An 11,926-nucleotide genomic window follows, 5' to 3' on the forward strand; every position below is an offset into this window, starting at 1 on the left:
AAACGGTGGTCACACGAGCCGGACGGGCAGTCGTGTGACGGCTTTGAGGAATCGAGGGCCGACGTCGTCGGGGTCGGCGGCCAGGCGGATGTCGGGGAAGCGCGCGAACAGCTTGTTGAGCGCGATCTCGGTCTCCGCCGTGGCCAGCGACGCCCCCGGGCAGAAGTGGTCGCCGGCGGCGAAGCTGAGCTGGGGGTTGTCGGCGCGGGTGACGTCGAGCACGCGCGGGTTGGTGAAGCGCTCCGGGTCGTTGTTGGCTGCGCCGACCACGAGCTGGATCTGGCCGTCCTTGGGGATGGTCACCCCGTCGATCTCGATCGGCTCTGCGGCGAAGCGCGGCAGGGCCATCTTGATCGGGCCGGAGTAGCGCATCAGCTCGCGCACTGCTCGGACGGTGTTCTCCGGCTGTGTCTTGACCAGCTCCAGCTGGTCGGGGTGGGTCAGGAGGTTGAAGAAGCTGAGCGAGATCGAGTGCCGGACCGTGTCAAGGCCGGCCTGCACCAGGACCAGGACCAGGGCGACGAGTTCGACCTCGTCGAGCTTCTCGGTCTCGTCGCTGACCTGGACCAGGTCGGAGATCAGGTCGTCGCCGGGCTGGGCACGGCGCGCGCCTATCAGCCGGATGACCGTGTCGACCATGCCGTGCAGCGCGGGCGGCAGGATCTCCGGGTCGGGGCGGACGAAGGTGGTGAACGCCTCGGACCACTTCAGCCACTGGTCGCGGTACTCGTCGTCGACGCCGAGGAGTTCGCAGATGACCGTGGTGGAGATGGGGTGGGCGTACTCGGCGACGAGGTCCGTCTCGCCTTCGGGATCCATCCGGTCGAGCAGCTGGTCCGCAAGCAGCTCGATCCGGGGGCGCAGGGACTTGACCCGGCGCACCGAGAACGCCCGGTCGATCAGGGACCGCACGCGCCGGTGGTCCTCCGGCACCATCGTCATGATCGTCGAGTCGAAGTACTTGAGCAGTTCCTCGGGCACGCCGCGGCGGCGCATGCTGTCGAGGTGGACGCCCTCCGGCGGGTGGTTGCTGACCCGGCGGTCGGCGAACAGGCTGCGGACCGCCTCATATCGGGTGACGACGTAGACGTCGTTGCCGTCGGAGAAGCGGCCCGGGCACACCGGTCGGGGCGCGCCTGTCCAGCGCTCCCCCGCCTCACGGTCGGTCACGAAATTGACGTCGGACAGGTCGAACTTGACGTCCGTCCAGTCAAATGTTCCGGTCACCAACATCCCCATTCACTAGCTTCGCCACGCTGATCCGGGTGTTGACGGGGGCCGCCGACGAGCCATGCGACACACCCCGGGTTGAACCATGCAGTATTGAGATACAGGACTGTATCAGAATGCGGTACTGTATCTGAGTTCTCGGAAGGAGGCCGATCATCAGCAAACGACTCACCCGCCAGGAGAGCCGGGAAATCACGCGCCAGGAGCTGCTGCAGGCGGCGGCCGACCTGTTCGCCGAATGCGGCGTCAACGGCACCTCGGTCGAACAGATCGTGGAACGCGCCGGGTACAGCCGGGGCGCCTTCTACGGCAACTTCGACGGCAAGCAGCAGCTGATCCTGGCCCTCCTGGAGCAGCGCACCGAGCGCGAACTGGCCGAGGTACAGGCACTCAGCGCCAACGCCGGCTCGTTCGAGGAGACGATCGAGCACCTGCGCAACTGGCACCGCGAGCGGGACAAGAACTTCGCGAGCTGGCTGGCCCTGCGCACCGAACTGTGGCTCTACGGCATGCGCGATCCGGCCGTGCTGTCCGTGCTGGCCGACCGCGAGCGCCGTTCCCGCGAGGCGATGACTCAGGCCCTCACGCAGGGTTTCGCCGCCCGGTCGGTCACCCCGCCCGCGCCGGTGGAGCTGCTCGCCCTGATCGTGCACGCCCTGGACGACGGGCTCTCCATCCAGCGCGTGCTGTCGGCCGGCGAGAGCCCGGCCGGGGGCGTCATGGACGTGGTGGACCTGCTGATGCGGTCGTGGACCGCGCTGGCCCGCGCCGGGACCACCGAACCCACCGGCCCGCCCGCCCCGGAGAGCGGCACCACCCCCTGAGCCGTCGGCCGGTCCCTTCTCCCGGCCACGCCATACCCAAGAACTGGAGTACTCCCCATGATCGAGGAAGCGAAGTCGACGACGGCGGAAGCGGCTCTCGGACCGCCCGTCGCCGCCGACGGTCCGGACTCCAAGCGCTGGCTGGCGCTGATCGTCCTGCTTGCCGCGACTTTCATGGACCTGCTCGACGTCAACATCGTCACCGTGGCGATCCCGAGCATCCAGGAGGACCTCGGCGCCTCCTCGGCCGCCGTCCAGGCGCTGAACGTCGGTTACACCCTGTCCTTGGCGGTCACCCTGATCACCGGCGGCCGTCTCGGCGACATCTTCGGCCGCAAGCGAGCCTTCCTGTTCGGCGTCGCCGGCTTCGTCGTGGCCTCGGCCCTGTGCGCCTTCGCACCCAGCGCCGAAGTCCTGGTGATCTCCCGGGTCCTGCAGGGCATCGCCGCCGCGATCATGGTGCCGCAGGTCCTGGCGATCATCTACGTAACCTTCCCGGCGGAGGAGATCGGCAGGGTCGTCAGCCTGTACGCCAGCATGATCGGCTTGGCCATCGTCGCCGGACCGCTGCTGGGCGGCGTGCTGATCTCCTGGGATCCGGGCGACCTGGGCTGGCGGACCGTCTTCGTGGTCAACCTGCCGTTCGGCGCGGCCGCCCTGATCGCCGGCGCGATGTGGATGCGCGAGTCGAAGTCGCCCCGCGCCACCCGGCTGGACCTGGTCGGCATGGTGCTGGCGACCACCGGCCTGCTGTTGCTGCTGCTGCCCCTGCTGCGCGGCCGCGAACTCGGCTGGCCGGCCTGGAGCATCACCTCGCTCATGGCCTCCGTGCCGGTCCTCGTGGCGTTCGTGTACTACGAGCGCTACAAGACCGCCAAGGACGGATCGCCCCTGGTCGTCCTCTCCCTCTTCAAGATCCGGACCTTCGGTGCCGGGGTCGGCGCACAGCTGCTGTTCAGCTGCATCCCGGCCGGCTTCTTCCTCAGCTGGACGCTCTACCTGCAGGGCGGTCTCGGCTGGTCGGCGCTGCACACCGGTCTCACCGCGATCCCGTTCTCGCTGGGCGTCCCGATCGCCGGCAGCCTCGCCGTCCGCAAGCTGTTCCCCCTCTACGGACGCAACTGCCTGTTCGCCGGGGCGCTGCTGATGATGGCCGGGCTCCTGCTGTACGCGTGGATCGCCGACCAGGCCGGTGAATCGATCACCTCCTGGCACGCCGTCGTCCCGATGCTGCTGCTCGGCTCCGGCATGGGCATGCTGCTGGCTCCGCTGACCGGCCTGACCCTGAACGATGTCGAGCCGCGGGAGGCGGGCGCGGCGTCCGGCCTGATCAACGCGGCCGGTCAGCTCGGCGCCGCCCTCGGTGTGGCCATCATCGGTGCGATCTTCTTCTCCGGCCTCGCCACCAACGCGGGGACGCAGGCCGACCGGGTGCTGCCGAACGTCCCGGCCGTCGCCTCGCAGCAGGCCGAGATCCGCGCCTGCGCCGTCGACGCCCACGACCAGGCCGACCTCACCGCCGTGCCCGACACCTGCCGCGCCCTCGGCACCGATGACCCCGCCCAGCAGGAGGCGATCGGAAACGCCCTGGCCGACATCAACTCCGGGACGTTCACGGCCTCCTTCAGCGAAGCCCTCTACTGGGCGTCCGCAGGCCTGGCCGCGGTGATCTGCCTGCTGTTCCTGCTGCCGCGGCAACCGCGGCGGCTGGGAGTGTCCTGACCGTCCCCGTCCCCCCGACACCTGAGGAGCACCACCACCATGCCCCGCAAGAATTACCAGATCATCGTCTACGGCAAATTCGCGCCGCTCGACGACGACCAGCGCGCCAAGCTGCTGGCCGTGGCCGACAAGCACGATCTGTTCCAGTCGAAGTTCACCGAGGAGGGCACCGTCACCTATGAGCGGACCCTGCTCACCTTCACCTTCCGCTGTGTCGTGAAGGCCGACGCCGAGGACAAGATCGACGAGGTCGTCGCCGGGACCGAGGAACTGGCTACGGCCGCCGTCCGAGACCTCGGCGCCGATGTGCGCGATCTGCGGTCCGTCTGCACCGACCTGGAAACCATCAAGATCAAGCGGCGGGGACGATGACGCCCGAGACATTCACCGTTCTCCTTTCCGACTCCGCTCTGCGGCGGGTTTTCTCGGCCATAGCCCTGGGCTCGTCGACGTCCGCGGAGATTCTCGCCGCGACCGGGCTCGCCGCCCCGGAGGCCGCCCCGGCGATCGGCCGGCTGCTGCGCGAAGGCCTGGTCGTCGCCCAGGGCCGGGGCCGGCTGGCCGTCGACGAGGCCGCCCTGGACGCCGCGGCCGAGATCGCCGGACGCCGCCAGCAGGAGCAGGCGGAGGCCGAACAGCCCGATCCCGGGCTGCGCGGCTACGTCCGTGGCACTGTGCTGGTCCGACTGCCGGAGGACGACGACGAGACCCGGCGGGCCGTGCTAGACCACGTCGCGGCGACGACCTTCGAGGCCGACCGGGAGTACGACGAGCGCACCGTGACCGATCTGCTGCGGCCGTGGTGCGAGGGCACCACCGTGGACCCGGTCTCGCTGCGGCGGTTCCTGGTCGACGACGGCTTCCTGCACCGCGCGTCGGGCGCCTACCGGCTCGTTTCCCTCGTCGGGCCCCGGCAGTCATCCTGAGCCCGCCGCAACCGGCGAGGGCCGCGGGCACCGGACGGCCTCCAGGACGGCGGCCTGGTAGGGCGTGAGCACCGGCGCCGGCGGGGCGGACGTCGGCCAGTGCGGGTCGCGGCCGTACGTGAAGAGCGTGCCGAGCGACGACAGCATGGCCCGGCGTTCGGTCCGCCGGCGGCCGGAGGGCAGCACCTCCCCCGGCCGTCCGGCGCTCTCCAGCGTCTGCCGCAGGCTGCTGAGCAGCACCGGATGGGTGCTGACCTCGACGAAGATCTCATGACCGTCCTCGGCCAGCCGGCCGGTGGCGGCGGCGAACCGGACCGGCTCCCGCAGGTTGCGCATCCAGTACGCCGGCCCGAGCTCGGTGCCGGGCACCGGCGCCGCGGTCACGGTCGAGTAGAACGGCACCCGTGACGGCACCGGGCTCAGCGAGCGCAGCGCCGTGGCCAGGCCGTCGCGGAGTTCATCGACGTAGTGGCTGTGCGAGGCGACCGTGCCCCGTACCATCCGGCAGTAGACGCCGCGCCGGTCGAGGTCCTCGACCACCGCGGTCAGCGTGTCGGTGTCCCCGGCCAGCACGGTCGAGCGGGGACTGTTCTCCCCGGCGACGCAGATACGGCCTCCGCTGGAGGCGGCCAGAGCGTGCGCGGCCTCGGGTGACAGCTCGGTGGTGGCCAGCGCGCCCCGGCCGACGATCCGCCGCAGCAGAGCGCTGCGGCGGCATGCGATCATCAGGGCGTCGTCGAGGGTGAGCGCTCCGGCCGCGTACCCGGCGGAGATCTCGCCCATGCTGTGCCCAGTCACCGCGTCCGGCTCCACGTGCCAGCTGCGCCACAGGGCCACCAGGGCGATCTGCAACGACACCATCGTCGGCTGCAGCACGTCGATCTCACCGAGCCGCGACACCGCCGGGCCGGCCCGTAGCTGCTGGATCACCGAGAAGCCGGCCAGCTCACGTACCCGTTCGTCGCAGCGCCGCAGCGCCGCGCGGAATACCGGCTCGGTGGCAAGCAGCTCCAGGCCCATGCCGTCCCACTGAGCGCCCTGACCGGCGAAGACGAACACCAGTCCCGGCCGGCGGGACGGCGACGGAGCCGACGCCCGGTCGGCCCACCTCTGCACCAGCTTGTCCAGGCCCTCGGCGAGGTCGTCGTACGACTCGGCGGCGACAGCGGCCCGGTGTGCCAGACCGGTCGTCCCGGCTGCCGCGTCGTGGCAGTACCGGGCCAGCGAGGGCAGATCCCGGCCGGAGCGGATCCGGGCGGCGTGCCCGCGGATCGCGGCGAGCAGGCCGTCCTCGGTCTCGGCGGCGACGGCGAACAGCTGTACGGTCACTTCTCCCCCTCACACTCGGACGGCGACCTGGTGCCGATAGCTCTCCATCGGCAGGCCGCTCATCCACGGCACGAGGCCCAGCCGGCTGAGCACCTTGATCGAGGCGGGCGGCTGGTAGTCGGCGAACATGCCACCGAACATCAGGATCTGACTGTGCGTGGCGATCGTGCGCACCAGCGGGTTCATCCGCTGCCGGTCCAGCGTGCGGCGGAAGCGGCTGCCCGGGGCCATCCGGCGGCGCACCGCGGCGCGGACCTCACCGGAGACGTCGTGATCGCTGATCCACTTCAGCTGGGGCATCTCCTCGGTGATCCCCCGCATCGTCCGCAGCCGCTGACGGGTGAACACATCGATGTGGGACAGCGTCCCGCCCGGCCGCAGCACCCGCGCGGCCTCGTGCAGAAAGCGGCCCAGATCGGGATACGTGTGCGAGCTCTCGATGTTGATCAGCACATCGACCGAGGAGTCTTCGAACGGCAGCTTCTCGGCATCGCCGTGCACGAAGCGCAGGCTCTCGCCCCGGGCCAGAGTGGCCTCGGCCCGGGCGATCGCCTTCGGCGACAGGTCCAGGCCGGTCATCCGGGCGCCGGGAACGAGCCGGGACAGGAAGTTGAGCCCCTCGCCCGTCCCGCAGCCCACCTCGAGGACCGCCCGGCCGGCGCACCCGTCCAAACCGTCGGGAAGATCGCGCAGGGCCAGGTAGTAGAGCTGCTCGCTGAAACCGTCGGTGCCGAACTCGGTGAACCCGGGCAGCCGGGCCTCGATCTCGGCTGCCAGATCAGGGTCGTACATCCCCCAGTTCCACAGCTCGCCGCGACCGGACAGGGTGGCCGCCATGTCGTAGATGGAGGAACTGGCCGACTTCATCCCGGCGGCCTTCACCCCCGAGCTGGGTGCTCTGGACTCGTCGAGGTTGATGTCCGCCAGACCGGCGGTGAAGGCGGTCATCACATCGGGTTGGCTCATTGTGGTCTCCGAGTTCGCCGGATCAGTGCGGTCACGCGTTGACGGTGTCGCCGCGCATCAGGTCGTCGGCGCCGTCGGGTGCCTCGGCCGGGTCGGAACCGACGTTCTGCGGTCGGTTGCCGCCGTCGACGAAGACCACGCTCGGCCGGTAGGAGCGAGCCTGTTCCTCGGTCATCGCCGCGTACGAGATGATGATCACCAGGTCGCCGGGGCTGATCAGCCGGGCCGCCGCGCCGTTGATGCCGACCACGCCGCTGCCGGCCGGCCCCTCGATGACGTAGGTGCTGAGCCGGGCGCCGTTGTCGATGTCGACGACGTCGATCTTCTCTCCGGGCAGCAGGTTCGCGGCGGCCATCAGCGTCGAGTCGAGCGTGAGCGAGCCGACGTAGTGCAGTTCCGCCTGCGTCACCGTGGCACGGTGAATCTTCGACTTGAGCATCTCTCGGTACACCGGGTGGTCTCCGTTCACCATGTCACCGGCAGCTCGTGGACGCCGTAGATGATCGATTCGGGGTTCGTGCGGACCTGGTCCGCGGGTGTCGCCAGACGCAGCTCGGGCAGCCGCCGGGCCAGCGCCTCGAACGCGATCCGCAGTTCCAGTCGCGCCAGTTGCTGCCCGACGCACTGGTGGATGCCGTAACCGAACGAGAGATGCGCCACCGGCAGCCGGGTGATGTCGAGGCGGTCCGGGTCGTCGCAGAGCGCCGGGTCCCGGTTCGCCGCGGCCAGCGACAGGGACACGGCGTCACCTGCGGTGAGGTGGTGCCCGTCGAAATCCATGTCGGTGCCTGCCGCACGGATCGAGCCGGCGTGCATGACCGTCACGTAACGCAGCAGTTCCTCCACCGCGCCCGCGCCCAGGCCCCCCGGGTCCGCGGCCAGTGCCGCGTACTGGTCCGGATGTGCCAGCAGGGCGAAGGTGCCCAGCGCGATCATGTTCTTGCTGGTGTCGTAGCCGCCCACGAGCAGCACGCTGCCGATGGTCGCCAGTTCCTCGTCGGTAAGATCGCCGTCGGCGACCAGCGTGCCGAGCAGATCGTCGGTGGGCTCTTCGCGTTTGGAACGGATCAGCTCCATCAGCTGCCCACCGACGTTCTGCCAGCCGGCGATCGCCTCCTCCGCGCTGGAGTGAACGGTCAGCAGCGCCTTGATGCCCTTGACGAACACGTCCCGCCGGTCGGCGGGGACACCGAGCAACTCGCAGATCACCAGCCCGGCGACCGGTTCGGCGAACGCGGCGACCAGATCGGTGGGGCCGCCTTCCTCGATCATCTTGCCGAGATATAGCTCGACGTGCTCGGCCAGCCTCGGCTCCATGGTCCGGGTGCGGCGGGCCGAGAACCAGGCGGTCAGCCGGCGCCGGTAGTGGGTGTGCTCCGGCGGGTCCATCGCCGTGAACATCCCCGGCGCCAAGTCGGTCCGGTCCCCGGCCATCGGCAGCGGAATGGGGGTGCGCAGCAGGTCGCCGCGCGAGCTGATGCCCCGGGCGGCGAGGAGCCGGCGGACCTGGTCGTAGCCGGTGATCAGCCAGCCGAGGTGGCCGTCCGGGAAGACCATGCGGGCCACCGGCTGCTCCGCGCGCAGCTCGGCGAGCTCGGGTGCGGGGTCGAACGGGCAGGTGCCACGGGTCATGGGCAGGCCGTCGACGGGACGAACAGTCTCGGACACAACGCTCTCCTTTGCTAGACGCCGGCGGACCCGACGATCTCGGCGGCTTCGGTGATGAGTCGGTCGGCCAGCTCGTCGGCGTGCCGGTCGCGCCAGGCCTCGTACGGGGTGCCGCGCAGCCAGTGGTTGCAGGCGCCCAGCGCCGGCCCGCAGGCCACCTGGTAGTCCGCGACGCGCTCCGGGGTGCCCTCGATCGCCCACCGCTGGGCTTGGGCGCAGTACCAACGAAAGACCAGGGCCATCCGGCGCTTGGGGTCGGCCGACTCGCCGGCGGGGACGACCCGCGACGCCAGTTCCTCGAAACCTGCGCCGAAGTAGTCGCGTTCCACCCGGGACCGGATCCGGCCGGGCACGGCGTCCCAGGAGTCGTAGGTACGCCACAGGTCGTAGAGCTTGCCGGCGCGTACGTGGAAGAGGACGCCCTTCCGCAGCACCCGGGCCCGGCCGCCGAGCTCGAACAGCGCGCCGTACGGGGCGTACGCGGTGTCGTGCACGTCGAGGTTCGGCAGCAGGTCCTTGGCAGATTCGCTGAGCCCGCTCTCGGCGGTGCAGAGGTTGATCGATCCGGTAAGGATGAAGTCGGCACCCAGTACGAAAGCGGCTGCGGCCGACTCCGGAGAGCCGATGCCTCCACCACCCCCGACGCGTACGCCGGAGGCGACCCCGCCGAGCTGCGCCCGCAGCCGGCGCACCGAAGGCAGCAGCGCGGGCAGTGCGCCCTGGTCGGTGTAGTCGGCTCCGTCGCCGACCGCGCAGATGTCGTCGGCCAGGGCGATCCGCTCGCCGACCGCGGCCTCCTCGGCGGTGAGCAGTCCGTCGTCGACCAGCCGTGCCACGAAGGAGCGCGGCGGCGGCGCGAAGAACAGGCGGGCGGTGTCCAGGCGGGTCACCTTGGCCAGCAGCTTGCGTGGGGCGTGCACGGTGCCGTCCGCCAGGATGCGGGCCCCGGTCAGACGATGCCTCACCAGCGCGGGGGTCACCTCGACGTACGTGGCCGCCTCGACGAGACGAACATTCTCACGGACCAGCAGGTCGACCAGGTCGACCTCAGCGCGCGGGTTGAACGGGTCATGGGTGAGGTTGACCCCGAACGGCGCGGCAGCCCCGGCTGCCGCCCGGATGCCGCGGATCGCGCCGACGACGTCCGCGAGCGGGAGCCCGGCCGCACCGAAGCAGCCAAGCAGGCCGGAGCGGGCGAGCCGGGCGACCAACTCGACGGAGCTGACGCCGTGGTGCATGCCGCCAGCGACGTAGGCGTGCCGAACCCCGTGGTCGCGCCGGAACGCCGCCGACCCAAGCTCCGCGCACCGCGGCGCCGCAGCACTGACCGGCTCGGTCAGCGCCACGATCCGTTCCGGCTCGGGTCGGAGCGGTGTGGCCTCCTCCCGGATCCGGGCGATCAGCTTGGTCAGCACCTGCCCCGGGCCCAGTTCACGGACCCGGAAGTCACCTCGGCCCATCAGCAGCCGGATGCTGTCGGTCCACCGCACCGGGGAGACGATCTGGCGGCGCAGCGTGGCGGCCACGGCGTCCGGCGCGTACGGCCGGGCGTCGACGTTGCTGATCACGGGGATCTTCGGGGCGGCGAACGTCGTGGCATCCAGCAGGCGCCCGAACTCCTCCGCGGCCTGCGCCATGTAGCGGCTGTGGAAGGGGGCGCTGACGTTGAGCGGGGCACAGCGGGCGCCCTTGTCCTTGAACACCGCAAGCGCACGGTTGACCGCGTCGGCCGGGCCCGCGATGACTGTCTGGGTCGGCGCGTTGTAGTTGGCGATGTCCAGTCCGGACAGCTCGGCGTCGCGCAGCACCTCCCGGACCAGGTCGGCGTCGACGGCCGAGACCGCCGCCATCGTGCCGCCGGTGACCTGTCCCATCAGCCGGCCGCGTTCGGCGACCAGGCGCAGCCCGGTCTCGAAGTCGTACACGCCCGCAGCGAACAGGGCGGCGAACTCACCGAGGCTGTGCCCGAGCAGGTAGTCGGGCAGGCGGCCGCCCTCTTGCAGGGCGGCCAGCCAGGTGAGGGTGTCGACCACGTACAGGGCGGGCTGGGTGTACCGGGTGTCGCGCAGGTTGCGGCCGGGGTCCTCCAGGCACAGCTCACGGATCGAGTACCCCAGGACGGCGTCGGCCCGTTCGACCAGCTCGGGGAACCGGTCGAACAGGTCTCGGCCCATTCCCTTGGCCTGAGCGCCCTGGCCGGGGAAGACATAGACGTCGAAGCCGTCGCCCGGGGTGGCGGGGTCGGCCACGGGCGTCTCAGCGGTCATGGTGGTCACCTCGGTTCGTCGAGCCGGTGCGGCGATGAGCGAGCGGGTGTCGAGCACCGCCTGGTACAGCACCTCGTCCCGGGCGTACGGGGAGAGCAGCGGCAACACCCGGGACCGGCTGCCCTCGGGAAGCCGCGCCCGCACCAGGTTGGCCATCGACCCGGACGGGCCCAGGTCCAGGAAGAGCAGATCGTCGCGGGCCAGCAGCGGTTCGAGGGCTCGTGTCAGGTCGAACGGCTCGCGCAGGACCTGCCAGAAGTGGTCCGAGTCGGGGCGGTGTATCTCGGCACCGGTCGTTCCGGAGATCAGCGGGATCGTGGCGGGTCGCGGGGTGAGACCGCCCACGAGCTTCGTGAACGCGTCGCGCACGCCGTCGATCAGCGGTGAGTGGAACGGGTACAGCACCGGAAGCCGTTGGCAGAGCACACCTGAGGCGTTCAAGTGGCGCTCGATGTCGTCGAGCCGGTCGGCCGTGCCCGCGAGCACGAAGTTGTCCGGCCCGTTGATCGCAGCCAGATGTGCCCCGGCCAGCGCGGGATCGCGGTCGACGAGGGCGGCATCGGCGAGGACCGCCAGCATTCCGCCGCGCGGGCACTCCGCCTCGAAGAGCGCCACTTGGTCCAGCAGCGAGCGCAGGCATTCCTGGGGGTCGAAGATGCCGGCCACCGTGGCGGCGACGACCTCGCCCAGGCTGGCGCCGAGCACCAGCTCCGGCTCGAAGCCGCGGGCGCGCAGCATGCGGGCCAGCGCGTACTCGACCATGAAGATGGCCGGCTGCGTGAGCGACAGGCGGGTCATCGCCGTCTCCGCGCCGCGGCCGTCGCCGTGGATCGCGGCGACGACCGAGTCGCCGTGGACATCGCGCACCACCGCGTCCAGAGAGTCCAGAGCATCGCGGAAGACCGGGTCGGCACCGTAGAGCCACCGGCCCATGCCGTGGTACTGGGAGCCCTGGCCCGCGAAGAGGAAGACCGGTGTCAGCATGGTGAGGGGT

General features: G+C 70.6%; 10 protein-coding genes. 4 read left to right on the forward strand and 6 right to left on the reverse strand.

Annotation, left to right across the window (positions count from 1 at the left end; translation table 11 throughout):
- Positions 1-9: 9 nt before the first annotated feature.
- A complete protein-coding gene (locus OHB41_RS08165; RefSeq protein ID WP_266697285.1) occupies positions 10-1,227 on the reverse strand; it encodes a cytochrome P450 family protein in 1,218 nt (405 codons plus the stop codon).
- A gap of 212 nt (positions 1,228-1,439) precedes the next feature.
- Here OHB41_RS08165 and OHB41_RS08170 point away from each other — a divergent pair, with 212 nt between their 5' ends.
- From OHB41_RS08170 to OHB41_RS08185, 4 genes are read left to right on the forward strand one after another with little or no spacing between them, the layout of a single operon-like run.
- Positions 1,440-2,054, forward strand: a complete 615-nt coding sequence (locus tag OHB41_RS08170) for a TetR/AcrR family transcriptional regulator (RefSeq protein ID WP_266705736.1) — start codon at positions 1,440-1,442, stop codon at positions 2,052-2,054.
- A gap of 57 nt (positions 2,055-2,111) precedes the next feature.
- Positions 2,112-3,776 (forward strand): MFS transporter, encoded by a 1,665-nt coding sequence (locus OHB41_RS08175; RefSeq protein WP_323138360.1) that lies wholly within the window; start codon positions 2,112-2,114, stop codon positions 3,774-3,776.
- A gap of 39 nt (positions 3,777-3,815) precedes the next feature.
- The gene (locus OHB41_RS08180) at positions 3,816-4,148 is read left to right on the forward strand and encodes a DUF6204 family protein (RefSeq protein ID WP_266697286.1); all 333 of its coding nucleotides are present in this window, start codon (positions 3,816-3,818) and stop codon (positions 4,146-4,148) included.
- On the forward strand, positions 4,145-4,702 hold the full coding sequence (locus OHB41_RS08185) for a DUF2087 domain-containing protein (RefSeq protein ID WP_266697287.1): 558 nt from the start codon (positions 4,145-4,147) through the stop codon (positions 4,700-4,702). The genes OHB41_RS08180 and OHB41_RS08185 overlap by 4 nt, the downstream gene beginning before the upstream one ends.
- On the opposite strand, the gene OHB41_RS08190 is transcribed toward OHB41_RS08185, so the two are convergent.
- From OHB41_RS08190 to fabD, 5 genes are read right to left on the reverse strand one after another with little or no spacing between them, the layout of a single operon-like run.
- Positions 4,694-6,031 (reverse strand): acyltransferase domain-containing protein, encoded by a 1,338-nt coding sequence (locus tag OHB41_RS08190; protein WP_266697288.1) that lies wholly within the window; start codon positions 6,029-6,031, stop codon positions 4,694-4,696. The two genes, OHB41_RS08185 and OHB41_RS08190, sit on opposite strands and share 9 nt — an antisense overlap.
- A 9-nt stretch (positions 6,032-6,040) precedes the next feature.
- Positions 6,041-6,997 (reverse strand): class I SAM-dependent methyltransferase, encoded by a 957-nt coding sequence (locus OHB41_RS08195; RefSeq protein ID WP_266697289.1) that lies wholly within the window; start codon positions 6,995-6,997, stop codon positions 6,041-6,043.
- 31 nt (positions 6,998-7,028) lie between these two features.
- Positions 7,029-7,448, reverse strand: a complete 420-nt coding sequence (gene panD / locus OHB41_RS08200) for an aspartate 1-decarboxylase (protein ID WP_266705738.1) — start codon at positions 7,446-7,448, stop codon at positions 7,029-7,031.
- Between the two features lie 14 nt (positions 7,449-7,462).
- Positions 7,463-8,665 (reverse strand): cytochrome P450, encoded by a 1,203-nt coding sequence (locus OHB41_RS08205; protein ID WP_266697290.1) that lies wholly within the window; start codon positions 8,663-8,665, stop codon positions 7,463-7,465.
- A gap of 14 nt (positions 8,666-8,679) precedes the next feature.
- Positions 8,680-11,916 carry an ACP S-malonyltransferase gene (fabD, locus tag OHB41_RS08210; protein ID WP_266697291.1) on the reverse strand — a complete coding sequence of 1,079 codons (3,237 nt, stop codon included), beginning with the start codon at positions 11,914-11,916 and terminating at the stop codon, positions 8,680-8,682.
- Positions 11,917-11,926: the final 10 nt, after the last annotated feature.

Source organism: Streptomyces sp. NBC_01571 (genome assembly GCF_026339875.1).
Lineage (GTDB): Bacteria > Actinomycetota > Actinomycetes > Streptomycetales > Streptomycetaceae > Streptomyces.